This is a genomic window from Arthrobacter sp. Y3221087 (genome assembly GCF_059089905.1).
The window spans coordinates 2,010,961-2,035,505 of the sequence record NZ_JBNHFE010000001.1; the positions used below are offsets into that span (position 1 = coordinate 2,010,961).

The window sequence follows — 24,545 nt, forward strand, 5'->3', positions numbered from 1 at the left end:
CCGATGACAGACGTCCACGTCTTGGGAATCCGGCACCACGGTCCGGGATCCGCCCGGTCCGTCGCCGAGGCCCTGGCCGAGCTACGGCCCGGCCTGGTCATGGTGGAGGGTCCCCCGGAACTTGACCAGGTCCTTCCCCTGCTCGCCGACCCTGACATGGTGCCGCCCGTAGCCGGGCTGATCTACGCCCAGGACGAGCCCCGGCTGGCGTCCTTCTACCCGCTGGCCGGCTTCTCCCCGGAATGGGTGGCCATCCGCTGGGCCCTGTCCACCGGGGCCCAGGTCCGGGCCATGGACCTCCCGGCGGCCATCACGTTCGCGCGCCGCATCGCGGATGTGCCCGAGGGCCCTCCGGGCGGCTCCGACGGCTCGTACCGGCCGGACGCGATCGCGATGCTGGCTGAGGCAGCCGGCTACAGCGATGCCGAACGGTGGTGGGAAGACGCGGTTGAGCACCGAAACGGCGGACCCCTTGACCGGTTCCTTGCCATCACTGATGCCATTGCGGAGATCCGCGCCGGGGATCCAAGGCCCGAGGGGCATCCGGATGTGGTGGAGAACAGCCTGCGCGAGGCCGCCATGCGGCGGGTGATGCGCGCCGCTATCCGCGAGGGGCATCAAAGCGTGGCGGTGGTGTGCGGCGCCTACCACGCGCCCGCGCTGGTGCCGGACAACTTCCCTCCGGCCACGGCAGACAACAAGCTCCTGTCCGGATTGCCCAGGGCCAAGGTCACTGCCACATGGGTGCCGTGGACCTCGGACCGCCTGAGCTTCCGCAGCGGATACGGTGCCGGGGTCACGGCCCCCGGCTGGTACCAGCACCTTTTCAACCACTGGATGGTCCGGGACGGGGGCACCGACGTGGCCACCACGTGGCTCGTTCGGGTGGCCCACGCCCTGCGCCGGGAAAACCTTGGCGCCTCCACCGCTTCGGTGGTGGAGGCAAGCCGGCTTGCCACTGCCCTGGCCGCCGTGCGGGGCCGGCCCAGCCCCGGTCTGGCCGAACTCGACGACGCCGCTCAGGCCGTGCTGTGCGACGGCTCGCCGGAGCCACTGTCCATCGTGCACCGCGAGCTCACGGTGGGACAGAAGCTCGGAAGTGTGCCGGATACCGTGCCGACCCTTCCGCTGGCTGCAGACCTCACTGCGTCCCAGCGCCGCCTGCGCTGGAAGCCGGCCGCCACTGAGGAAATCCTCGTCCTGGACCTCCGCAAGCCGAACCAGCTGGCCCGGTCCGTGCTGCTGCAACGGCTGCAGCTGCTGGGCGTGGACTGGGGGGTCCCCGCGGAAGCCGGGCGCACCACCGGCACCTTCAAGGAGGCGTGGACGCTCTGCTGGAAGCCGGAACTGAGCGTGGCAGTGGTGGAAGCCAGCCTGCACGGCACCACCGTAGCCGCAGCCGCTGCTGCAGCCGCCGCGGAGCAGGCGGCACACGCGGACAGCCTTGCGGACCTCAGTGAACTGCTGTCGCGGTGCCTGCTGGCCGATCTCCCCGACGGGGTCGCAACCGTAGTTTCGGCGCTCGCCGAGCGCACTGCCCGCCAGCAGGACGTCGCACCGCTGCTCGAAACGGTGGGGCCGCTGGCGCGCACATGCCGGTACGGCAACGTCCGTGGCGTGGACGTCAGCGGCGTCCGGAAGATCCTCGATGCCACGGTGGTGCGGGCCTGCGTGGGCCTGGCCACCGCCTGCGCCGGCCTGGATGATGAAGCCGCCGCGGCCATGCGCCACGCCATCGATGCAGCCAATGATGGCCTGTCGCTCCTGCCCGACCTGCCGCGCGATGACTGGCGGCAGGCGCTGTCCGCCGTGGCGGGTTCAGACCGCATCCATGGCGCGGTGGCCGGGCGCGCCACGCGGCTTCTCCTGGACGCAGGGCTGCTCGACGCCGCCCATGTGGCGGACAGCCTGAGCCGGCGCCTTTCGCTGGCCACCCCGGCGCCCGCTGCCGCCGCATGGCTGGACGGCCTGCTCTCCGGCGATGCGTCCCTCCTGGTGTACGACCCGCGGCTCTTCGCGATCGTCGACGGCTGGATCAGCGGGGTGGACGAGGAGGTGTTCGACGACGTCCTGCCGCTCCTGCGCAGGACCTTTTCGGCGTTCAGCAGGCCGGAGCGGCGCGAAATTGGCGAACAGGTCAGCCGGACAGGCGGCAGCCAGGCCGCTGCCGCACCCGACGGGCCGGATTTTGCGGCGGCTGCCCCGGCCCTCCGGACAATGGCGCGGTACCTGGGATGGGAGACAACAGGATGACGGCTGGAGAACCCGCACGTGACCGGCTTGGCCGCTGGCGCCTGGTGCTTGGCGGGCATGAGGCGGACGGGGTAACAACCGCCGATGGCAGCGCCGTGGGTCTTTCCGCCGACGATGCCCGCCGCGACCAGGCACTCGAACAGCTGTACGACACGGAACGGAACGGCCGTGGAGGCATGGGCGCGTCCAGCCCCCGTGTGGCACGGTGGCTCGGGGACATCCGCGGCTATTTCCCGTCCTCGGTGGTCCAGGTGATGCAGGCCGATGCCATGGACCGGCTGGGCCTGCGGCAGTTGCTGCTCGAACCGGAGATGCTGCGCACCGTGCAGCCCGACGTCGGACTCGTCAGCACCCTGCTCGGGCTGGGGAGGGTCATCCCGGAACACTCACGCGAGAGCGCCCGGGCGGTGGTGCGCCAGGTAACCGCGCAGCTCGAGGAACGGCTGCGGGCGCGGACGGTCCAGGCGGTCACCGGGGCGCTGAACCGGGCCGCCCGCACCCGGCGGCCGCGGCACCGGGACATCGACTGGAACCGGACCATCGCCGCGAACCTCAAGAACTACCAGCCGGCGTACCGCACGGTGGTGCCCGAGCGCCTGGTGGGCCACGCGCGGCGGAGTACCGAGATCCAGCGGGAAATCATCCTCTGTATTGACCAGTCGGGATCGATGGCGGAGTCGGTGGTGTATTCCAGCGTCTTCGGGGCCGTCCTCAGCTCCCTCCGGTCCGTCCGCACCCGGATGGTGGTGTTCGACACCGAGGTGGTCGACCTGACGGACGTGCTGCATGATCCCGTGGATCTCCTGTTCGGCGTCCAGCTGGGAGGCGGCACGGACATCAACCGGGCATTGGCCTACTGCCAGGGCCAGATTTCCCGCCCGGACGAAACCATCCTGGTGCTGATCAGCGACCTCTACGAAGGCGGGATAGCCGAGGAGATGCTGCGGCGGGCAGCCTCGATCGTGGGTTCGGGGGCCACAATGATCGCCCTGCTGGCACTGAGCGACAACGGGCATCCGACCTTCGACGCCGGCCATGCCGCTGCGCTCGCCGGCATAGGTGTCCCCGCGTTTGCCTGCACGCCCGATCTCTTCCCCGAGCTGATGGCCGCCGCGATCGAACGCCGGGATGTCAGCGAATGGGCAGCCTTCCACGACATCCCCACCAGCCATGCGGAATGAGCGCCGGTCCTTGTCACGTCCGGCTGGCGCCCGGCGGGCCGTCCAGCACGGTGGGAACGTATTCGAGTAGCTGGAGCCGGCCGTCGAAGGTCCTGCTCTGCACCAGCTGGAGCGCGACGTCGGGATAGCCGTCATAGATGCGTTCCCGCCCGGTACGCCCGGTGATCACCGGGAAGACCACCAGCCGGAAACGGTCCACCAGGCCCGCCGCCAGCAGCGACCGGCAGAGGCTGAGGCTGCCCAGCGTGCTCAGCGGCCGGTTTCCCGACTGCTTCATTGCCCGGACCGCCTCAACCGCGTACCCCCGGACCAGTTCCGAGTTCGGCCAGCTGAGCGGCTCCTGCAGCGTGGAAGAAAGACCACTTTGGGCACCGCGGCAAGCCCGGCCAGCGAGGCACCTTCCTCCGCGGAAAAATCGGAGCCGCCGGCCGCAGCCTCCCCCGGCATGCCCGACATCAGCCGGTAGGTGTTGGCTCCCAGGAGGAAGGTGTAGTTCTGCTCCGCTTCCTGGTCCAGCCACGCGAGGTACTCCGGCCCCTCCAACCCCCACCAGCCGGGCCACCCCTCGGCAGAGGCAGGTTATGCCCGGCCCGGTGGAGGTTCAAGAGCTAACCCCTTTTATCCGGGGCGTGCGAGGCGTAGCGTCATCCCATGGCCGGATGGAATGCGGACACAGCTGCCGGGCCTGTGGGGGCAGGAACCATCACCCTGGTTGAGGGTTCATCGTTTTGTATCTCGTCCGCCAACGGGGATATCCACCCCGAGCATCCCCACGGCACCTTCCATGAGGACACCCGCATCCTGTCGCGCTGGAACCTGACCGTGAACGGTCAGTCACTCGAGCCGCTGACGGCCGAGACGAAGGAACCCTACCGCGCCCTCTTCATCGGCCGCGTCCCCCGGTCTGACGGCTACGCGGACAGCCCCCTGATCGTGGAGCGACTCCGGGAGGTGGCCGCCGGGATCGTCGAGGAAATCACCATCAGGAACTACTCATCCGACCCGGCGGAATGCAGCGTGTCCATTGAGGTGGAGTCGGACTTCGCCGACCTTTTCGAGGTCAAGGAGGCGCGCGTCCAGCGCCGCTGGGAGGAATCCCGCACCACGGAGGGCGACCGCCTGACAGTCAGCTCCTCGTGGAACGATGTCCGGAAAACGGTTCTCATCAGCGGACACGGTGCCACCGCCACTGCCAGGGCCCTCACGTTCACGGCGGCGGTTCCGGCGCGCGGCCAGTGGAGCACACTGCTCAGTGTCGCCCCGGCCGGGGACGACGGTGCACCCGCGGCACCGCCCGTCCGCCCGGCCGCGCATGGGATGTCGCCGAGCGACCGCCGGCGCCAGGAATGGGTGGCCAAGATCCCCCGGCTCCATATGACGAACCGCTCCATCGAACGGACCCTGCGGCGCAGTTATGACGACTTGGGTGCCCTGCGGATCGAGGACCCCGCGCATCCGGAACGGATCGTCGTGGCGGCAGGCGCCCCCTGGTTCATGACGCTGTTCGGGCGGGACTCCCTGTGGGCCTCGGAAATGGCCCTTGCGGTGGACCCGTCCCTTGCTCTTGGCACGCTGCAGACGCTGGCAGACCGCCAGGGCCAAGTGGTGGATCCAATGAGCGAGGAGGAGCCCGGGAAGATCCTGCATGAAGTCAGGCTGGGCGTTTCCAGCGGGCTGGCCCTGGGCGGCAAGTCGGTCTACTACGGCAGCGTCGATGCCACACCCCAGTTCCTGATGGCGCTCGGCTCCGTCAGCCGGTGGGGCTTCGCGAAAGACACCATCGCCTCGCTCCTGCCCAACGCGGACCGGGCGCTGGACTGGATCAGGAATTTTGGGGACAAGGACGGCGACGGGTTCGTCGAGTACGCCAGGCTCAACGACCAGGGACTGATCAACCAGGGCTGGAAGGACTCCTGGGACGGCATCAACTTTGCGGACGGCACCATGGCCGAGCCGCCCATCGCCCTGTGCGAAGTCCAGGCGCTGGTCTACTCCGCGCTGCTGTCCCGGGCCTGGATGGCGTACGACGCCGGGGACGCGGCCCTGGCGGCGCAGCTCACCGGGGAAGCGGCACGGCTGAAGAAGAAGTTCAACGAGGAGTTCTGGCTTCCGGAGCGGGGCTACTACGCCGTCGCCCTGGATGGCCGGAAACGGCCCGTGGACGCCTGCGCATCGAACATGGGGCAATGCCTGTGGCATGGCATCATCGACGACGACAAAGCCCCCCTGGTAGCCGAACGGCTGATGTCCCCCGAGATGTTCAGCGGCTGGGGCGTCCGGACCCTTGCCTCGGACATGGGCGCCTACAACCCTGCCAGCTACCACAACGGGTCGGTCTGGCCGCACGACAACGCGATCATCGCGGCCGGCCTGATGCGCTACGGCCTCGTGGAGGAGGCCCAGCGGATTTCCACGGCACTGCTGGAAGCGGCGGAGTTCTCCAACGGCCGGCTGCCGGAACTCTTTTGCGGATTCAGCCGCGACCAGGTTGCCGAGCCGGTGCCGTACCCCACAGCCTGCTCACCCCAGGCCTGGGCGGCCACCACACCGATCATGCTGATCACCAGCCTTATGCGGTACGACGCCCACGTGTCCCAGGGCGGCTTCTGGATGGACCCGGTCCTGCCGGAGTCCTACGGCAACCTGCACATCACCAACGCGCCCATAGCCGGCGGCAGGATGACCATCGACATCGTCGGTTCCGAGCCCACCGTCCAGGGCCTGCCCGAGGGACTCGAGTTCCGGCGCGGGCACCGGCCCTGGCTGACCGAACTCCTGGCGGAGGCGGGCCTGGGCACCGAGGGGTAGATCTGCCGAGGTGTGGATCTAAAGATCCCAGTCGGAGCCGCCGTAGTAGCTGCGCACGTGGGCGCGGAGGTACTCGCCCACCACGGCGGCCCCCAGCCCGCCGACGTCGGGTGCGACCACCCGGCCGTCGATCCGGCGTGCCAGGCGCTGGATGAACCGTTCGAGCCCCGGATCGTCGCCGAGGCGGAAGAACGTCGCCTGCGCGCCGGCGCGTCCCAGGCGGTCGAGTTCGGTGACCGTGGCGCGGATGGTCTCCCTGTCCGGCGGCCAGTTGAACCAGGAATCGCCGTCGGCCAGCAGGTGCGCGGTGGGCTCACCGTCGGTCACCACCAGCAGCACGTGCTGCATGGACGGGTGCCGCCGGAAGAACCGGCCGGCCAGCAGCAGGCCGTGGTGGAGGTTGGTACCCTGCTCGCGCAACGCAGGCAGGGCCGTAAGCTGGGCTATATCCATGGACTGCGCGTACCGGCCGAACGTCACCAGCTGCAGCCGGTCACCGCGGAACCGGGTGGAGACAAGGTGGTGCAGCGCTAGTGCGGTGCGCTTCATCGGCACCCAGCGGCCCTCGGCCGCCATCGAGAAGGACACGTCCACCAGCAGGACGACGGCGGCCTGCGTCCGTGCCTCGGTCTCCGTCACCTCGATGTCCTCCACCCCCAGTCGGAAGCCCCGGCCCGGATCCCGGCCCTCGGCAACCGTGCGCCGGATGGCGTTGGTCATGGTGCGGGTGACATCCCACGGACCGGCGTCACCGAACTCCCACTGCCTGCTGGAGCCGGTCTGGTCACCGGACGCGCCCGCGGCACGCGTTTCCCGACGGCCCTGCCGGCCGGACAGCTGCTTCGCTGTGTCCCGCAGCAGCGACTTTCCCAGCCTGCGCATTGCCTGCGGGGACAGCCGGAGGTCCCCGTCTGCACCCCGGCGCAGGTAGCCGCCGTCGTGCATCGCCCGCTCGATCTCCGCAAGGGTCCGCGCGGTCACGGCGGCGTCCTGCCCCAACTGGCGGACCAGGGCATCCAGGTCCAGATCATCCAGCCGCGAACCGTTGTAGGACTGGGAGAGCTGTTCGGCCAAGCTGTCCAGTTCGGCAACATCCTGCAGCACACCTGTGCCGTCACCCAGCCCGAGCCCTTCCTGGCCCTCAAAGCGCTCTGTCCCCTGCCAGTCCTCCCCCGGCCGGAGGGCCCGCAGGCTGGCATCGAGCTGGTCGAGCTGTGCCATCAGTTCGGCCGACCCGAACGCCTGGGCGGACAGCCGCATCAGCTCTTCACGCTGTTCGGGTGACATGGATTGCAGGAGCCGCTGGGCCGCTGCCGCCCTTTTCGCCAGGGCGTCGATCAGCTCCTCGACCGACTGCGGATTCTCCGGAAAGAAGGAACCGTGCCGGGCCATGAACTCCCGGAAGTCGGCGTCGGTGTCCTCACCCCTGCGGTGCTTGTCCAGCAGTCCGTTGAGGTCGCGCAGCATCCCGTTCACGGCCTCGCGGTCCTCGTCGGTGGCGTTCTCGAGCGCCTGCTTCATCCCTGCGAAGCGCTGGTCCAGGACTTCCCGGCCCAGCAGGTCCTTGATCCGTTCATACGCTTCGCTTGCGGCACCGGACTGCCAGTCGTAGGAGGCCAGTTCGTTGACGGCAGCCGCGGTGGAGGCCGGGAGGTTCTGCAACTGCATTTCACGGAAGGCACGGTCCGTGTTGTCCATCATGGCGTCCCGGGCGAGCTGCTTGCGCTCCTCCAGCACGGCCGTGTCCAGCAGCTTGCGCACCTCGTTGAGGGTGCCGTCCAGCCGGTGCCGGCCCAGCAGGTCTTTCCGGCGCTGCTGGACACGGGCAGCGAGGTCGTCCAGCCCGTCCCGGTTCCGGCCGCCGCGGCGCAGGAACTCCTGGAGGGCGTGCCGGGGCGAGTAGCCGGCCATGACGTCCTCGGCCACCGCCTCCAGTGCCTCGGACAGGTCCACCGGCGGGGCAAGGGGGTCCGGTCCTCCGGCATACCTGCCGTACCGGGACCGGTGGTGCAGCACCATGATGCCTCCTGTGGCTAGCCGTAGACCGTTGCTTCGTCGTCGGACTCCTTGGAGATCCGGCGGGCAAGGTAGAGCCCCTCCAGCGCGAGTTCGACGGCGGCAGCCCGCTGGCCGTCGTTCTCCGCCCCCAGGCGGCCGCTGATTTCGTCGTAGAGGCCGGATCCGTTGAGTGAGGGCAGGTTCTGGAGGAATTCCCGTGCGGTGACCTGGTCTCCCGTGGTCACGGTGGTGTGGCCGTCCAGGGCCGCCACCAGCGGACCCATGTCGATGCCGTGGAAATGGGCCCGCACGGCTTCGGCTGTTGCCGTTCGGAGCAGATGGTCCAGGACGCCCTGTTCCCGGCCTTCCTCGCCCGACTCAAATTCGATCTTCCCGGTGAGGACCTCCGCTGCGGGTTCCAGGTCGATGATCCTGGCCACTGCATGCTCCTCACCGCGCACGCTTGCACGGCGCAGCGCGGCCGCGGCCACCGTCTCGGCACCTGCGATGGCGAACCGGGCGGACACTCCGGACGTCTGGTTGATGGCCGGAGACTGCCGCAGGGCCCGGGTGTAGCGGGCCAGGATCTCCAGGATGACGGGCGGGACGTCGGCCACCAGCCGGCCCTCCTGCCGGATGACGGCCACCTCGTCCTCCAGCTCGATGGGGTAATGGGTGCGGATCTCGGCGCCGAAGCGGTCCTTCAGCGGCGTGATGATCCGGCCGCGGTTTGTGTAGTCCTCCGGGTTGGCGGAGGCGACCACCAACACGTCCAGGGGCAGGCGCAGCACGTAACCGCGGATCTGGATGTCGCGTTCCTCCATCACGTTGAGCATGGCCACCTGGATGCGCTCGGCAAGGTCGGGCAGTTCATTGATGGCGATGATGCCCCGGTTGGAGCGCGGAACCAAGCCGTAGTGGATGGTCTCCGGGTCCCCGAGCCGGCGGCCCTCGGCAACGCGCATGGGGTCGACGTCGCCGATGAGGTCGGCGACGGAGGTGTCCGGCGTCGCCAGCTTCTCCACGTAGCGTTCGGAACGGTGACGCCATGCCACCCGCAGCCGGTCCCCCTCGGTAAGCGCCCGGGCGCGGGACTGCTCCGCAATGGGATGGTACGGATGTTCGTTGAGTTCGGACTCCTCGATGACCGGCGACCACTCATCCAGCAGCCCGGCCAGGGTGCGGAGCAGGCGCGTCTTGCCCTGTCCCCGTTCGCCGAGCAGGACAACGTCGTGTCCGGCAATCAGGGCCCGCTCCAGCTGGGGCAGGACCGTGCGGCTGAACCCGTACAACCCGGGCCATGGGTCCCGGCCGGCGGCGAGCGCCGCGAGCAGGTTGTCACGGATTTCATGCCGCAGGTCCTTGTGGACATGGCCGGCTGCGCGCAGCTCGCCGACAGTGAAAATATCGGGACGGTCACTCACCCCTCTACGGTAAGCCCGGCCATGCCGGAGATCGAGCAAACTCCCATAATCCATCCCGTCCCCGCACCGGCCTGGCGGAACAGCCTCGCCAGCGGCGGTGCGCGGTGGGATCATACAGCCATGGCATCCATCCAGCGTCTCCGGCCCCAGGGCCTCGTCTCAAGTCCCGCGTTCAGTCACGTCGCCGTCGTGCCGCCTGGTGCGACCACCATCTATGTTGGCGGCCAGAACGCCGTCGATGCCGCCGGCGCCCTCACTGGGGAGGGTGACGTGGCCGCCCAGTCGGAGCGGGCCCTTGAGAACGCCCGGACCGCGCTCGCCGCTGCCGGGGCCACCCTTGCGGACGTCGTGCAATGGACGGTGCTGTTCGTGGAAGGTGCCGATATCGCTGCCGGCTACGGCGCCATCGCCGCGCAGCTCGCGTCGGCAGAACCTGCCCTGGTGACGGCGGCGTTCGTCAGCGGGCTGGGCGTGCCCGGCGCGCTGGTCGAGATCAGCGCTGTAGCTGCTGTCATGCAGTAGCAGGCGTTTTAGAAGGTCATCCTGCCCGGCTACGGCCAGGCGCTGCACATGCCCCTGGATGCTGCGCTGGCGGCGCTGCGGAGTCAGCCCGGTTGTGCCGGCAACACCCGGTAGGTCACGTGGGTGACCTGGCTCGCCCCACGGGATGTCAACTGTTCCAGCTTCAGGGGCGGGACGCCGTCGAACAGCCTTGTGCCCGCACCCAGAGTCATCGGCACGATGTGCAGGCGCAGTTCGTCGATCAGCCCCGCTGCGAGGTACTGGTTGACGGTGGTGGCGCCGCCCTGGACCGCGACGTTCCCGGCGCCGGCCGCCGCGCGCGCCTGCGCCAGCGCCGATTCGATTCCGTCCGTGACGAAGTGGAACGTGGTGCCGCCCTCCATGGGCTGGGGATCGCGGGCATGGTGGGTGAGAACGTAAACCGGGGCGTGGAACGGAGGGTTGGTGCCCCACCAGCCATTCCACTGCCGGTCCCATCCGCCGCGCACCGGACCGAACATGTTGCGGCCCATGATGAACGCCTTGGCGGCACCGATCTGTTCGATCTCCGCCCGGTTCTCGTCCGGAGTTTCAAACATCCATGCGTGCAGCCGGTCCCCCGAACCGTCGCTGCCGTCATCACCGAAGGGGCGCTGCTCCGTTTGGTTGTGCCCGGCAGAATATCCGTCCGCCGTGACGGTGATGTCGCAGACCACCCGGCCGGCCGCTGTTGTCATGGCCCTGTCCTCTCGTGGCGGCCCGGCCGCCTTTCCCTGTGGGCTTGCCCGGCGGGCTTCAGCATACGGCCCTCCCGCTGTCCCGGCGAGCGCTGTAACGTCCGGATAACGTCACTGGAACTAGAGTCCGCGGCATGGGTGAGCAGAAGGATGTCCAAAGCCGCGGGTACGATCCAGGGTTCCTTGGCAACGAACTCGAGCCGCCCTCCATCGATGCCACGCTACTGGAGGACACCGTCCAACTCAACGGTTCAGCCGTCATCCCGTACACCCACTTCTCCCTGGCCGTCAGCAAGTCCCGGCGGTTTGCCCGCTGGGTCGCCTGGAATATCGACGGCGGCAGCATCAAGAGGTTGAGCCGGAAGGGCAGCGCGTTTATCAAGGACTCCCGGATTCCGGAGGAGTTCCAAAACGGCGACGAGCTATACAACGGCAACCGCCTGGACCGCGGGCACATCGCCCGCCGGGCGGACCTGCTCTGGGGTTCGCTGCCCGAGGCGAAGAAGGCAAACGACGATTCGTTCTTCTTCACCAACATCGCACCGCAAATGGACGACTTCAACCAAAGCGGCAAGAACGGCATCTGGGGACGGCTGGAGGAGGCCGTCTTTTCCGACGTCGACGTCCAGGACCTCAAGGCCACGGCGTTCGGCGGCCCCGTCTTCCGGGACAACGACCGGGAGTACCGGGGCGTACCGCTGCCGCGCGAATACTGGAAGATCCTCGCCTACATGGAGGAGGGCGGGTTCCGCAGCGCAGCGTTCCTCCTGACGCAGAACCTGAATCCCCTCGAAGCCCTGGACCTGAACGAATTCCGTGCCTTCCAGGTCAGCATTTCCGAACTGGAGGAACGCACCTCCCTGCGCTTCGCGGATCCGCTGCGCGGTGATGACGGCCGGACGTCACTGCGGGCAGCCGATGACCGGGCCCCGCTGGAAACCCTTGCGGACATCCGCTGGTGACAGCCGGCCGCCTAGAGGGGCAGCACCCGCGGGGTCACGCTGATCTGCAGGCCGGCCTTCCCGCCGAGCAGCGGCTTCATCACCTCAGGCACGTCAATGCGGCCGCTCCACCTGTTGGGTGTCCCGTCGCGGTCAAGCAGCCGGTCCTTCTCCTCCGGGTTCCAGTCGCGCAGGGCGGTGGGAATGGTGCTGTTCCATGCAGCCCAGGCCTTCGGCAGTGGTTGCCCGGCGGACGGTGGTTCAATGTCCACCACCAGCGTGTCCTGCCAGTCCTCCGTCTGTTCCATGTGGTCGTCGAAGAACAGGCGGCCCTGCTTCTCGGCGATGGACAGCAACCGCAGCTTCAGCGCGTGCCGCAGCCTGGGGACCACCCGTCCGCCCACCAGCGGCCGGGGCGCCTGGGACGAAAGGAACGTGGTGAGCAGCGGCTTAGGTGAATCGATGGGATCGCCTTCCCTCCAGCGCTCGATCTGCACCGGACAGAAATGCGCGGCACTTTGCTCATGGACCAGCACTGGCAGCCCGCGGATGGCCACGCCGACGTCCAGCTGGAACTCCACTTCATCCGGCGCGTCCCGGCCGACGGTGAAACCCACCAGCTCAATCTGGATTTTCAGGTCCCCGAAGAGGAACCGCTGGAGGTTCTGGTAGCCCTCTTCGGAGTTGACGATGCCGTACCGGCCGCTGTGGCTGCGGTGGACAATGGCAAGGGGGGCGCCCCGGACAGCGGCGTTGTCGATCTGGACCAGCCCGTCGCTGCGGGGACCGACAGCCCGGGAGGACAGTCCAAGGGCGACGTCGTAGTCCTCGGGGTTGGAACCGACCAGGCAGAAGAGCTCGGAAACCGGGAACCCGTCGTCGGGCATTTCGGTGCCTTTGAAGCTCTCGCGCCGCAGTGTCCGCCGTCGTGCCGCGGGAGTGAGGTAGTCATACATGCGGTCCGGCCCGAAGATGTCAGCGCCGTGGATGCCGGTGGCGTCCCTGATCCGCTCCAGCAGTCCGAATCCGACTGCGAAGTTGATGCCGCCATGCGGTGTGGCATAGGTAAAGACCCTGGCCACGTACTTTGCGCCGGCCGCGGGATCAATCATTCCGTCAGTCTCCGCGAGCTCCTCCGGAATGACACGCTGCAGCAAAGACCTGCAGACCAGCCCGCCCATGGAGTGCGCCACCAGGAAAACTTTGGGCGCCCCCGTCCTGTCGAGCACCAGCTTGATGAGCTTGAACAGGTCCCGGGCGGCCGTTTCAAAGGAGAAGCTTTCCGGGTCCTGGTCAAAGGTGTCCGCGGAGTCGTCGTAGAACCGGTGGATCCATACCGAGGCGGGATTGACGGACCTGGTGTCCACCCCCTGCAGGAACGCCCACTGGTCTCCGTGTACCGGGACCTCGTATTTGTGGTCCGAGATGAGCCGCAGCATGGGCGATTCGAACTGGTGGAACTGCGCCCTGCCGCTGCTGTCCGACCGGACATGGACTGATCCCTGGCTGAAGCCGTAGAACGGATCGTCCACCGCGCTGTTGATGGCACCTCCGTTCCCGGCGAACCCGCGGACATAGATGATGGGCAGCCTGCCGTCGCCACCTGGAGTGCCCACGTCCCGTCCCCTTTCCGATGGTTTGCTTCCGCGGCGCCGCGCCTATTGTCCCTGCGGGCATTTGAGCACGTCCGCCGTTACGACGGCGTTACCGGCACGGGCGTGCCCCGGTGGTATCCCGCGAGCAGTAATGCGGCAGTAACGGTGCCGCGCTCTACTGGATGCAGACCGTCCCGGTGTCCGTTGCCGGGAGCAGCGGTTGATCCGGGCAATTCGCGGCCCGCCAGCAAAGGAGCGCACACCATGACTACAGAGACTGTCCGGCCGCACTGCGACACCAGGCCGCAAAGCCGTCCCCTGCTCCGTCCCGACCTCGCACCCGGCAGGGAACGCCTCATTCGCCGGTTGCGGGGGAAATGGGTGAACGGCACGGTGCTCCACTACTGGTTCTTCCAGGGACCGGCCCCGCAAAAGGAGGCAGTGCGGAAGGCCTTCCAGGAATGGAAAGCACTGGGCATCGGCCTGGAGTTTTCCGAAGTGGCGGACAAAAGCGAGGCCGAGGTAAGGATCGCCTTTGACCAAAGGGACGGGTCCTGGTCCTACGTGGGGCGCGACGTCCTGGAAATCAACGCCACGGAACCAACCATGAACTTCGGCTGGGACCTCACCGACGAGTACGGCCGGACAACGGCGTTGCACGAGATAGGCCACACGCTGGGGATGCCGCACGAGCACCAGAACCCGTTCGCGGGCATCGTCTGGGACGAGCCGCGGGTCTACGAATACTTCGGCGGAGCGCCGAACCACTGGCCGCCGGAGCAGACGCTGCACAATGTGCTGCGGAAGATCGACCCCGGCGAGGTTGAAGGTTCCTCGTGGGACCCGGATTCTGTCATGGAATACTGGTTCCCCGCCGGACTCATCAAGGAACCTGCCAGGTTCCAGGCAGGCCTGAATCCTCCGGGCGGGCTGTCCGAAGCGGACAAGGAATGGGTGCTCAAGTTCTTTCCTGCCATCAAACCCGAACTCCCCCTGCTCGACCCGTTCAAATCCGTCCCGCTGTCCCTGAGCCCCGCGGAGCAGGCCGACTTCGCCCTGGAGCCCTCCGCCTCGCGGACTTACGAGATCGCCACCTTCGGGACAGCCGATACCGTACTGGTGCTGTTCGAGAACGTCGACGGCGAACTTCGCTTTGTCGCCGGCGATGACGACAGCGGCGAGGACCGCAACTCGCGTGTTTCGGCCAAGCTCTTCCAAGGACGGCATTACGTAGTGCGGGTGAGGCTCTACTGGGCAGGTGAGTCCGGGCAGACGGCCCTGATGTATTGGTGAGTCCACTCTCCATCCGCCGGGCCCGAATTCGTGCGCCGGCAATTGCGGCGGCGTGTTGCTCAAGTTTGTCCGAATCTTTGCTAAAGGCAGCGGGCTACCGGTTCTTCTGGGGCAGGATGGGAGCTGTTCGGCTCAGTGCCCTGCCAATCCAGGCAGCACCGCAGCCGGCAGGACGGGTTGCGGGCAGTCAAACCGTCACCTTGAACGGGGCTGGTCCCGGCGGAGAGTGGGGAGACGATGCGATCGGACGACGTGGGGGCAGAACCTGCCGGCGGGCAGGAAGCAATGCATGACGTTTCAGACGCCGGCACCCTGGTGATCCGCACCTGGCATGAACATGGCGGGCAGTCCCCCGCATTCCGGGCAAGGATCACGTACGGTCCTGCCCACGGCCGCGACCAGACAACGGTGTCCGCCGCCGACCCCGACCGGGTCCTACACGTTGTGCAGCAGTGGCTGTTGTCCCAAACCATTGCCCCAGGCGGGAACTAGCTGGTCCTTTGCCCCGTGCGCCTGGGGCTTTACGGCCTCGCTGATGAGGTGCTTAAGCGCCCCGGAGGGTTCTACACCCATATCCTGCAGCAGCTGGTCGTGGTACTTCTCGTACGCGACCAGGGCGGACGCGAGGTTTCCCTGGGCAAGTTCTGCCGCCACCAGGAACCGGACTGCGCTCTCGTACAACGGCTCGATATGGAGTGCCGCGGCCGCGGCTTCCGCAGCCGCCCCATGATCACCACGGCTGGAAAAGCCGTCGGCAAGGAGCGTCAGGACGCGGAGCTGGTCGTGCCGCAGCCGCCCTTGCTCGAACAGTACCCAATCCTCATACCAGCCGGGCAGGAATTCCAGGTCGCGCAGTTCCTGCAGGTTCGCTGCAAGCACTTCGCCGCCGGGGATGCCCGCTGCCTTCAGGACAGCCCGGATCTTGTGCAGGTCCACCACAACCCTGGCGTCCAATGACAATAAAGCTCCGTCCTTGACGAGCAAGCCGGGCAGTTGCCGTGTGACCAAATGAACTGTTACCCGAAGGCTTTCGAGGGCCTTGTCATCCGGATATTCGGGCCACAGCATACCGGCGAGGAAGGTGCGAAGGCTGGGACCGCGGACCGCCAGTGCCGCGATGAGCCGCTGCTGGCGTGCAGCAACGTGAACAACTTCCCCGCCCTGGCGGAGCTGCCAGGACCGCATGAGGTCCAGTTCAAAAATTCCATAGTCATCGTTGCCCATGGCTACCCGATCGGAACAGGTGTTGCTGCAGTGAATTGTAAGATTGAGCATCCTCATGTTGACAGGGAAAGTCAATCGACAAATCCCCCTAATTGCTTAGCGAGAGAAGCCTCTCAGGGGGTTCCGGGGCCCTACATTGGCGGGTCATTCAACGCTTCAGCGGGTGCGTCGAGGAAGGTGACGACGACGTCGCGCACCAGGTTGGTCCGTGCGAGCCCGAAGAAGTGCGTCGTGCCGGGAAACACCGCCAACTGCGAGGCGGGCACACCCTCGAAGTCGCCGTTCACGTCTCCGCCGCGCAGCTGGAGGAACTTCACCGCATGGTCGAGCCTGACCATATCGCAGTCGCCCACGGTGAAGAGCGTGGGGGCGGCGATGCCGCGGATCTCGTCGTCGCTCCAGCCGGTTTCGCCCGCGCCGTAGCGTCCAAGCTTGTCCAGCAGGCCCTGCAGGTGCTCCCGGTCCGGATGCGGGGACACGGCGAGGTAGCGTTCCTCCATCGGGGTTCCGGCGATCATGTCCACTGTCATCACCGCTACCGCTTCTGCGTTCCCGCCGCGGTCGCCGTCCGGACGGAAAGATACCGAGGACACGATGAGCTTGCGCACCAGCTCCGGCCGGTGGACCGCGAGATCCAGCGCCACCGCACCTCCTATGCTGAATCCGAAGACATCGACGTTCCCAACACCGAGGTGCTCGAGAAGCCCGGTGACGTCAGAGGCCAAGGAGGCAGTATCGAGCGGGCGGTCGATGTCGTTGGTACGTCCGTGCCCCTGGAAGTCCGTAGCAATCACCCGGCGCCCGGCCGACAGGCCGGGAATCAGCGCACCGAACTGCTGCTCAATGTCGAAGAGCCCGCCATGCAGGAGCAACAGCGGCACGCCGCCGCCGTCGCCGTCGCCGTGCAACTCGTAGTACATCTGAAGCCCGTTGACCGGCGCGTATCCGGTTTCGGGCGCGCCTGCTGTCCTATTGATCATCACGAGCCTCCTCTGGCCTCGGGTGTGTAGCCGTGTGCTCAATGGTGGCACCGGGCAGGTGCACCGGCCAGTGCCTGCCGGTCGGCCTGCTGTCAGACCCCGGCCGCCCGCGGGAGGAAGGCGCTGGGTTCCTGCCTGATCCTTGCCAGTGCGGACTCCACCGCTCCTTGGACAACGGCTTCGGCTCCCAGCGTGCTTGCCACAAGATCCGGAAGCGGGGCACCGGAATCGGCAGGGAGCAGGCTGCGTGCGTGTTCCAGGACGGGGTCAACGGCCCGTGAGATCGCGCCGGCTATGACCACCCGCTCAATATCGAGGAGGCTGGAAAGAACCACCGCAATTTTCGCCAGCCGGGCGCCGAGCCGGGCGATGATGTCCTTCCCCAGAGGATCCCCTTCACGGGCTGCCTCGAACACGTCCTCCGCCTTGATCTGCTCCTCGGGAATGGCCCGCAGCGTTGTCCGGCCCTCGTAGGAGTGGATGCCCGAACGGGCCCACTTCCGTGCGAGTGCCCCGAACCCGTCCGTGCTGCCTTGGCCGGGGAGGAACTTGTCATCGGTGAACGCGTCCAGGAACCGCATCTCGCCGGCTCCGCCCCGCGGTCCGCGCAGCAGGCGCCCATCGACGATCAGGCCGGCGCCAAACCGTTCGCCTGTCAACAGGGTGGCCACGTTGGCTGAGGGGTCCTGTGCCCGTTCGGCGATGGCGGCGAGGTTGGCGTCATTATCGACGACGACCCTGCCATGGAGGTGCGAGGCGAATCCGCTGTTCATCAGCTGCCAGAATTCCCCCTCCGCGGGGGACGCGCCGCCGGCGTCCACCGGCGCGGGTACGCCGACAACCGTGAGCAACACATCATCACCGGTGAGCCCGGCATCGGCAAGTGTCAGTCCGATCAATTTCCGGGCTTTTGCGCAGCGGCCGGCGCGCCCCAGGACGTGTGAATCAAGCCCCTCGCGGCGGCTGCCCAGTTCACGTCCCCGCAAATCCGCGACGACGGTTGTGAAGGACGTCTCGCCGGCATCCAGTCCCACAACCACGCCGACAGCTTCGCGCAGCCGGTAGCGGCGCGCCGGCCTTCCTTTGAGCGTGCGGCCGGTGGCGTCACCGCCGTCGTCAACCTCTTCCAGCCATCCCGCATCAACCAGCCCGTCACAAACTCCCAACACTGTGGCGCGGGTCAGCCCGGTTTCAGCCATCGCCTCGCCCGCGGTGAACACCTGTTCCTGCAAGGCGAAGCGCAACACCGCCTCCGAGTTGATCTGCCGTAACAGTTGGGTGGAGTTCGCCGTGGTTGCGTTCATCCCTTGACGATATCCCTTCCGTCCCCCATCCTCGTATAGGTCCTAAATATAAGATCCAAATAAATCTTCCGAGACCCACCAGGAGCCAATGTTGCCACCCTTGACGTCCGCCGGAACGCGAGTCTCTCGACGTACATTCCTCGCCGCAGCCGGAAGCGCGCTGGCCGCTTACGGCTTGGCAGGATGCAGCGCGTCGGGCACCCCGACCATCACATTCCACCAGTCAAAGCCGGAAGCCGTTCCCTATTTCCGCGACCTGGCAGCGAAGTTCACCGCGTCCCAGGACCAGTTCCGCGTTCTGCACGACATGGCCACAAATCTCTCCGCCGGATTCGTCCGGAGCAGTCCCCCTGACCTCGGTTGCCTCAATTACAACCTTGAGATGGCCCGGTTCATGGAGCGGGGTGCGTTGTCGGACCTTTCCGACCTGCCCGAGGCAGCCGCCATCCGCGAAGACGTGCTCGACCTGACGAACTGGTACCCCACCTATGCAGGCCGTACCAGCGTGATCCCCTACTCGGTGATGGCGGCGTCCGTCATCTATAACCGCCGGATTTTTCAGGACAACGGCCTGGCCCTCCCGACAACCTGGGACGAACTTATCGAGGTATGCGAACGGCTCAAGGCTGCCGGCATCACCCCGATCTACGGCACATTCCGCGATCCCTGGACCATCGCCCAGGGCCTGTTCGACTACGCGGTGGGCGGCATGGTGGACGTACGCGCGTTCTACCAGGCGATGCACGGCACCGGAGAAAAGGTTGGACCGGATTCCGAAGTGTCGTTCCAGAAAACCATGCTGGAACCGGTGCAGCGCATGGTCCAGCTGACGAAGTACGTCAATGCGGACGCCTCCAGCCGCGGCTACGGTGACGGCAACACGGCCATGGCACAGGGGCAGGCGGCAATGTACTTCCAGGGGCCGTGGGCCTTTGGAGAGATTGAAAAGGCCGGCACCGATGTGGACCTCGGCACCTTCCCGCTGCCCATGACCGATAACCCCGCAGACCTCAAGGTCCGGGTCAACATCGACCTCTCGCTCTGGGTCCCCGAGGTGGCCAACGGGCAGCAGGGAGCCCGCGCCTTCCTTCAGTACCTCATGCAGCCGGAGATCCAGAACCCCTACAACGCCCAGTTCCTGGGGTTCGGCACGGTCAAGGACGCACCGGCGGTCACCGACCCCCGCATCGTGGACATGCAGAAGTACTACGACGGGGGCCGCTTCTACATGGGCGCCTCGCAGTTCATCCCCAACACGATTCCCGCCGCGAACTACTTCCAGTCGATCGTCTCCGGAGCGGACGCTGAGAGCACCCTGCGCCGCATGGATGCCGACTGGGCCCGCCTGGCCTTCCGCGCGTAGGCGCATCCCCGAACCCCTGCACGAAACGAGGACCACCCATGTCATCAATGACGAGACCTTCCACCAGGCCGGTGGTGACCGCCCCACCAGCGGCCACGCCGGCAAGAGTAAGCAGAAGCCGGGTCGACCCGCTCTACTATCTTTTCCTGTTGCCGTCGCTGGCGATCTTCACGCTCGCCGTCACACTCCCTGCGGTACTCGGCTTCATCTACAGCTTCACGAACTCTGTTGGCTTCGGCGACTTCGAATTCATCGGCCTCCGTAACTTCATCGCTGCCTTCCGCGATGAAGGGATCCTCGGCGCCTATGGATTCACGCTCGCCTTTTCGCTCGTGACCGTCGTCGTCGTGAACGTCCTGGCCTTCCTGCTGGCCCTGGGCCTTACGTCCCGTGTCCGCTTCCGCACCGCGCTGCGGACTGTCTTCGTTATCCCGATGGTGATCTCCGGCATCGTCATTGCCTTTGTGTTCCAGTACCTCTTCTCCAATTCGCTGCCGCTGGCAGGCCAGAGCCTGGGAATCGAACCGCTCACCACGAGCATCCTCGCCAACCCGGACCTCGCCTGGCTGGCGATCGTCTTCGTCACGGCATGGCAGTCGGTTCCGAGTGCGATGCTGATTTACATCGCAGGCCTGCTGACCGTGCCCGCCGAGGTGTACGAGGCGAGCTCCATCGACGGCGCGAAGCCCTGGCACAACCTGCGGCACATTACGTTGCCGCTCGTGGCCGGGTATGCCGTGATCAACACCGTGCTGGGCTTCAAGAACTACCTCAACGCCTACGACATCATCGTCGGCCTTACCGACGGCGGCCCCGGGGTCGCCACCCGGAGCGTAGCGATGGCAATCTTCCGCGGCTTCGAAGGCGGCGACTACGCCTACCAGATGGCCAACGCCGTGATCTTCTTCCTCATCAGCGTCGCCATCGCACTCATCCAACTCCGCTTCACACGTGGCAAAGGAGGGATCGCAGCATGAGCAACGCGACCCGTACCATCCCCGCACAACCAGTGACCCCTGCCACGCGCCGCATCCGCGTTGGCCAGGAGCGCACCAACTGGCCCGCCACCGCCGTCTTGATCGTTTGCACCCTTGGCGTGCTTGTCCCGCTGTACGTCACGGTCAGCATGGCACTCAAGACCACTGGCCAGGCGGTGGACGGCAATGCCTTCTCCTTGCCGAGCCCCCTGACCTTCGATGGTTTCACCCAGGCATGGACGCTCACGAACTTTCCCCGCGGCTTCGCGATCTCCGTGTTCGTCTCCGTCATCGCGGTCATCGGGGAGATCGTGGTGTCGGCGCTCGCAGCCTATGCGATCGTCCGCAACTGGGACCGCCGGCTCTTCCGCTGGTCCTTCTTCTACCTGCTGGCGGCGATGTTCATCCCGTTCCCGGTGGTGGCGCTCCCCCAGATCCAGCTGACCGGCATGGTCGGACTCGACAATCCGCTCGGCGTCGCGATCCTGCACATCGTGTTTGCCCTGGCCTTCAACACGATGCTGTTTACCGCGTTCCTGCGCTCGATTCCGCTGGAGCTGGAGGAAAGCATGCGGATGGACGGCGCCGGGACGTGGCAGGTGTTCTGGCGGCTCATCTTTCCCCTGCTCGGGCCAATGAGCGCAACAGTGGGCATCTTCGCCTTCATCGCGTCCTGGAACGACTTCATGATGCCGTCACTGATCATTTCCGACCCGGAACTGCAAACAATTCCCGTGCTGCAAAAGATGTTCCAAACCCAGTTCAGCAACAGCTACAACGTAGCGTTCGCCTCGTACCTGATGGCGATGGCACCCGCGATCGTCGTCTACCTGTTCACACAGCGTTGGGTCATGTCCGGCCTGACCCAGGGCGCCGTCAAATAGTTCCTGCGAAGAGGGGTGCCTTCCGACCCCACGCGCGCGTTGGAAGGCGCCCCTTAGAGTGCGGGCCTGGTCAAGGACCGGCGGATACCGGCTATCCTGACGGCAACTCCCAGCAGCACCAAAGCGATACCGAATGCCATGAGAATCCAGACGGGCGCCGCCGCGGCTTCGATGTTCCGGTAGCACTCCGGCGCGAGCGCCGTGATGTGCAGTTGGGCATCGGCCATTTCAGCTGCCTGGCTTTCCGGCAGCAGCGGACTGCCGCAGAGCGGCCCCGCGGGCCTTAAACCGATGACGATACTGAGGATGTGGACGGCCAGCCCCACGGCGATGACCAGTAACCAGCCGCGCCGTTGGCTCAGTTCCTGGTTGATGGACCTGGTGGGATTTTCCGCAGAATCTTGAACCGCCATGATCCGAGCATAATGAGGGCCGGAGTGTTTTGCAGTGTTCGTGCGCTTACCGGCAGCCGCTGAGGATGCCGGCGATCGCATCATGCTCAGCCTGCGTTACCCATAGTTTGTACTTGGCCTTAACGGCCGTCTGCCGGATGACATACTCGCACCGGAATGCCCTGTTCGGCGGCAGCCAGGTGGCAGCGTCCTTGTCACCCTTGGCGCCGTTGGTGGGTCCATCTGCGGCCATGAGGTTCAGCGGGTCGTTGGCCAGGTCCTTGCGCTCGTCAGCAGTGAGTTGTTGCGCGCCCTTTTGCCAGGCGTCGCTAAGTGCTACGAGGTGGTCGATCTGGACGGCGGAACTGGTGTCCTGCCCGCGCACGAAATCGATGGTTGTGCCGGTGTATTTGTCGGCCAAGGTGCCGGTCACAACAACGCAGTCATTGGTACTGGGCTTAAAGGTTTCGTCGGTGAGGTCCCGGGCCAGGATGTCATTGCGGGTGTCGCAGCCGTTCCGGTCAACGTCAGCCCAGGCCGGACCAAACTCATCGCGGGAATAGCCGGTCTTCGGCGCACGGCCCTTCACCGGAATGGTCTGCAGCTGGTTGAGGGCGTTGCCGGCAGCAGCCGGATCTGCCGGAGCGGGATCACTGGCGGCGCTGCGCGGAGCGGATTCGATGGCCTCCAGCGCATTAGCGGCGGCATCACAACCGGCAAGTGAACCAGCCAGCAGAACTGCAGTGACGGCGGCAAGGGACTTGGTGGCAAAGCGGGAAATCTTCATGGTCCTTCGGGGGGCAGCGGGCTTTCAACGCTAACCTCCGCTGCTGCTCCTGGGCGGAAGGATGAACTATGGCGCCTGTCACACCGGACCCCTCCCCCGGTCCTTGCAAGACAAATTTCCAGGCGGCCGGTGTCAGCCGCGCATCGCTTCGTGGACCTGCAGCGCCAGCCACAACTGCGCAAGCGTGGACGTCTCACCCATATCCAGGCCTGTCAGCTCACCGATCTTCCGGATTCGATACATGATGGTCTGCCTGTGCGTAAACAGAGCTGCGGCGGTCTTTTGCCATGAACGCTGCAAGTCCAGGTACGCCTTCAGGGTGACCATCAGGTCCCCGTCCTGTCGTTGCTCATAGTCGAAAACAGGACCCAGGAGGCGGCGCACCAGGGCCGCCCCCTCCTCCACTCCCGTCAGGCCCGGCCAGCTCGGGCCCTCCGCATACCGGGCCAGCCGGACCTTGTTCGCCTTGGCCGAGCCCAGCGCCCACAGCGACTCCTGCAGGGCATGCTGCAGGCCTGCAACCGATGCCCGCGAACTGATCCCCATGGTGGTTTCCGGGCCGGCACAGTGGACCAGCAACTCGTCCGCCACGTCGGCGGCGAGCACCACATGCAGCCGGTTGTTCCGCCGGAGGGAGGCCGCGGAAACTCCGTGCCGCCACAGTTCGATGTGGACGTTCGCCAGCGCGTCGCCGTCGTCCGCTGACAGTGAGGCGAGGACAAATGACTGGTCCGGAACCCCGAACGCAGCGATCCGCCGTTCCATCTCGGCCCGCCCCAGACGGCCGTCGAGTGCCTGCAGCAGGAATTCGCCGGCCAGCCGGTGCCGGCCTTCCAGGGACAGGACAATCCGTCCCAGTTGAAGCTCCAGCACTGTTGCGGCGTGAAGCAGGACGACGGCGTCAGGGTGCGGTTCGCTGCGGGGCAGCACCACCATGAGCGCGTTGGCGTGGGTGGGAATGTCCATGGTCAGCACGTGCCTGCCCCGGACCCTGTGCCACTGGAAATTCTTGCCCGCAACGGAAACCTTGCCGGGACGCGGAGACCATTCATCCGCCAGGAAGCCGGGAAGCGGCTGGCCGTCGGGATGCCAGGCGTGGAGGCACCGGCGGTCCACCACGAACAGTTCCGCATCCAGCTCCGTGGCCAGCCTCAGGACGAGGCTCTGCCAGTGGTCCTCGGACGCGCCGGCTGTGCGGAGGAGGTCGTAGACCCGTGCAGTCTGCCGGAGCCGCCGGATCCACCGGGCGTGTTCCTCAACGACCACACCCGCGCTCTCCTGGGCTAATAAGAAATACGCCATGCCCGCCCGGACGGTTTCCGGGCGGGCGTGGCTTTGCCGGTATGTACCGACCGGTGCGGCGGAACCGTCAGCGTCCGATCCCGGTTGATCCCGACCATGACCGGGAGATGCTGATGATGAGGATTGCCCCGATGATGTCGAAGCTGAAGCCGCCCAGTGCCGGCACGAACGGATCCACTCCCGTGGCGACACACAGTGGTATGACGATGGGCACCACGACGGCGGCCGAGGCTGTGTTGCTCGTCGTTTCGGAGATCAGGATCGCCAGGAGTGCGGAGAACATGGTGATGGCGACGACGCTTGTCACTCGCAGGTTGTCAGCGGCGGCCTTGCCGGTGGTTTCGGCCAGACCGGTCGATGCCAGCATGGCGCCGAACCTCGTCCAGCCGGTCACCCAGGAAGGTGTAGACGTCCGAGTCCCGGTCGCCAATCAGCTTCCGGGTATCCACTCAAACTCCTAGGGATCAGCCGCTCATCCGCCACCGTGCTGGCCGCGGGGAACGAAAACGCCAACAACGCGCGCCGCCTGAAGCCGTAGATAGCCTGCGCCTATCAGCTGCCCTCAGCACGGCCGGCGGCCCCGGTTGCCACGGTTAACCAA

General features: G+C 66.5%; 20 protein-coding genes and 1 pseudogene. 9 read left to right on the forward strand and 12 right to left on the reverse strand.

Annotated features, from left to right (window positions below; all coding sequences use genetic code 11):
* Window positions 1-3 precede the first annotated feature (3 nt).
* A complete protein-coding gene (locus tag AC5RUO_RS09595; RefSeq protein ID WP_494103346.1) occupies window positions 4-2,253 on the forward strand; it encodes a DUF5682 family protein in 2,250 nt (749 codons plus the stop codon).
* Entirely contained in the window at window positions 2,250-3,434 is a 1,185-nt protein-coding gene (locus AC5RUO_RS09600; RefSeq protein ID WP_494009032.1) for a VWA domain-containing protein, read from the forward strand. Before AC5RUO_RS09595 ends, AC5RUO_RS09600 begins: the two co-directional genes overlap by 4 nt.
* Window positions 3,435-3,447: 13 nt before the next feature.
* On the opposite strand, the pseudogene AC5RUO_RS09605 reads toward AC5RUO_RS09600, so the two are convergent.
* Window positions 3,448-3,977, reverse strand: a pseudogene (locus AC5RUO_RS09605) (dihydrofolate reductase family protein).
* A gap of 108 nt (window positions 3,978-4,085) precedes the next feature.
* On the opposite strand from AC5RUO_RS09605, the gene AC5RUO_RS09610 reads away from it, so the two are divergent.
* Window positions 4,086-6,242 (forward strand): amylo-alpha-1,6-glucosidase, encoded by a 2,157-nt coding sequence (locus tag AC5RUO_RS09610; protein WP_494103347.1) that lies wholly within the window; start codon window positions 4,086-4,088, stop codon window positions 6,240-6,242.
* Between the two features lie 18 nt (window positions 6,243-6,260).
* Here AC5RUO_RS09610 and AC5RUO_RS09615 read toward each other — a convergent pair whose 3' ends face one another.
* Together AC5RUO_RS09615 and AC5RUO_RS09620 are read right to left on the reverse strand one after the other, a co-directional pair.
* The gene (locus AC5RUO_RS09615) at window positions 6,261-8,261 is read right to left on the reverse strand and encodes a vWA domain-containing protein (protein ID WP_494103348.1); all 2,001 of its coding nucleotides are present in this window, start codon (window positions 8,259-8,261) and stop codon (window positions 6,261-6,263) included.
* Between the two features lie 14 nt (window positions 8,262-8,275).
* Entirely contained in the window at window positions 8,276-9,664 is a 1,389-nt protein-coding gene (locus AC5RUO_RS09620) for a sigma 54-interacting transcriptional regulator (RefSeq protein WP_494009029.1), read from the reverse strand.
* A 120-nt stretch (window positions 9,665-9,784) separates the two neighbouring features.
* On the opposite strand from AC5RUO_RS09620, the gene AC5RUO_RS09625 reads away from it, so the two are divergent.
* Window positions 9,785-10,186, forward strand: a complete 402-nt coding sequence (locus AC5RUO_RS09625; protein WP_494009028.1) for a RidA family protein — start codon at window positions 9,785-9,787, stop codon at window positions 10,184-10,186.
* A gap of 83 nt (window positions 10,187-10,269) precedes the next feature.
* Here AC5RUO_RS09625 and AC5RUO_RS09630 read toward each other — a convergent pair whose 3' ends face one another.
* Window positions 10,270-10,902 (reverse strand): dihydrofolate reductase family protein, encoded by a 633-nt coding sequence (locus AC5RUO_RS09630; protein WP_494009027.1) that lies wholly within the window; start codon window positions 10,900-10,902, stop codon window positions 10,270-10,272.
* 134 nt (window positions 10,903-11,036) lie between these two features.
* Between AC5RUO_RS09630 and AC5RUO_RS09635 the strand changes: the two genes are divergently transcribed.
* Window positions 11,037-11,864 carry a DNA/RNA non-specific endonuclease gene (locus tag AC5RUO_RS09635; protein ID WP_494009026.1) on the forward strand — a complete coding sequence of 276 codons (828 nt, stop codon included), beginning with the start codon at window positions 11,037-11,039 and terminating at the stop codon, window positions 11,862-11,864.
* Between the two features lie 11 nt (window positions 11,865-11,875).
* Here the strand turns inward: AC5RUO_RS09635 and AC5RUO_RS09640 are convergent, their stop codons facing one another.
* Complete coding sequence (locus AC5RUO_RS09640; RefSeq protein ID WP_494009025.1) at window positions 11,876-13,459, reverse strand: esterase/lipase family protein; 1,584 nt, start codon at window positions 13,457-13,459, stop codon at window positions 11,876-11,878.
* A gap of 243 nt (window positions 13,460-13,702) precedes the next feature.
* On the opposite strand from AC5RUO_RS09640, the gene AC5RUO_RS09645 reads away from it, so the two are divergent.
* The gene (locus AC5RUO_RS09645; protein ID WP_494103349.1) at window positions 13,703-14,731 is read left to right on the forward strand and encodes a M12 family metallopeptidase; all 1,029 of its coding nucleotides are present in this window, start codon (window positions 13,703-13,705) and stop codon (window positions 14,729-14,731) included.
* A gap of 435 nt (window positions 14,732-15,166) precedes the next feature.
* Here the strand turns inward: AC5RUO_RS09645 and AC5RUO_RS09650 are convergent, their stop codons facing one another.
* The 3 genes from AC5RUO_RS09650 to AC5RUO_RS09660 all read right to left on the reverse strand — a co-directional run bounded on the left by AC5RUO_RS09650 (window position 15,167) and on the right by AC5RUO_RS09660 (window position 18,239).
* On the reverse strand, window positions 15,167-15,955 hold the full coding sequence (locus AC5RUO_RS09650; RefSeq protein ID WP_494009023.1) for an AfsR/SARP family transcriptional regulator: 789 nt from the start codon (window positions 15,953-15,955) through the stop codon (window positions 15,167-15,169).
* 131 nt (window positions 15,956-16,086) lie between these two features.
* Complete coding sequence (locus AC5RUO_RS09655; RefSeq protein WP_494009022.1) at window positions 16,087-16,935, reverse strand: alpha/beta fold hydrolase; 849 nt, start codon at window positions 16,933-16,935, stop codon at window positions 16,087-16,089.
* A gap of 92 nt (window positions 16,936-17,027) precedes the next feature.
* Window positions 17,028-18,239 (reverse strand): ROK family protein, encoded by a 1,212-nt coding sequence (locus AC5RUO_RS09660; RefSeq protein WP_494009021.1) that lies wholly within the window; start codon window positions 18,237-18,239, stop codon window positions 17,028-17,030.
* Between the two features lie 88 nt (window positions 18,240-18,327).
* Between AC5RUO_RS09660 and AC5RUO_RS09665 the strand changes: the two genes are divergently transcribed.
* Genes AC5RUO_RS09665 through AC5RUO_RS09675 form a run of 3 tightly spaced genes read left to right on the forward strand, consistent with a single transcriptional unit; the run spans window position 18,328 to window position 21,463 of the window.
* Complete coding sequence (locus AC5RUO_RS09665; RefSeq protein ID WP_494009020.1) at window positions 18,328-19,602, forward strand: ABC transporter substrate-binding protein; 1,275 nt, start codon at window positions 18,328-18,330, stop codon at window positions 19,600-19,602.
* Between the two features lie 38 nt (window positions 19,603-19,640).
* Window positions 19,641-20,579: a carbohydrate ABC transporter permease gene (locus AC5RUO_RS09670; protein ID WP_494009019.1), complete on the forward strand. Its 939-nt coding sequence runs from the start codon at window positions 19,641-19,643 to the stop codon at window positions 20,577-20,579.
* A complete protein-coding gene (locus AC5RUO_RS09675) occupies window positions 20,576-21,463 on the forward strand; it encodes a carbohydrate ABC transporter permease (RefSeq protein WP_494052215.1) in 888 nt (295 codons plus the stop codon). Before AC5RUO_RS09670 ends, AC5RUO_RS09675 begins: the two co-directional genes overlap by 4 nt.
* Window positions 21,464-21,516: 53 nt before the next feature.
* Here AC5RUO_RS09675 and AC5RUO_RS09680 read toward each other — a convergent pair whose 3' ends face one another.
* The 4 genes from AC5RUO_RS09680 to AC5RUO_RS09695 all read right to left on the reverse strand — a co-directional run bounded on the left by AC5RUO_RS09680 (window position 21,517) and on the right by AC5RUO_RS09695 (window position 24,338).
* On the reverse strand, window positions 21,517-21,876 hold the full coding sequence (locus AC5RUO_RS09680) for a hypothetical protein (protein WP_494009017.1): 360 nt from the start codon (window positions 21,874-21,876) through the stop codon (window positions 21,517-21,519).
* A gap of 46 nt (window positions 21,877-21,922) precedes the next feature.
* Complete coding sequence (locus tag AC5RUO_RS09685) at window positions 21,923-22,642, reverse strand: HNH endonuclease family protein (protein ID WP_494103350.1); 720 nt, start codon at window positions 22,640-22,642, stop codon at window positions 21,923-21,925.
* Window positions 22,643-22,774: 132 nt separating this feature from the next.
* Window positions 22,775-23,908 (reverse strand): PucR family transcriptional regulator, encoded by a 1,134-nt coding sequence (locus AC5RUO_RS09690; protein ID WP_494009015.1) that lies wholly within the window; start codon window positions 23,906-23,908, stop codon window positions 22,775-22,777.
* A gap of 103 nt (window positions 23,909-24,011) precedes the next feature.
* Window positions 24,012-24,338, reverse strand: coding sequence for a hypothetical protein (locus tag AC5RUO_RS09695; protein WP_494009014.1), 327 nt, complete (start codon window positions 24,336-24,338; stop codon window positions 24,012-24,014).
* Window positions 24,339-24,545: the final 207 nt, after the last annotated feature.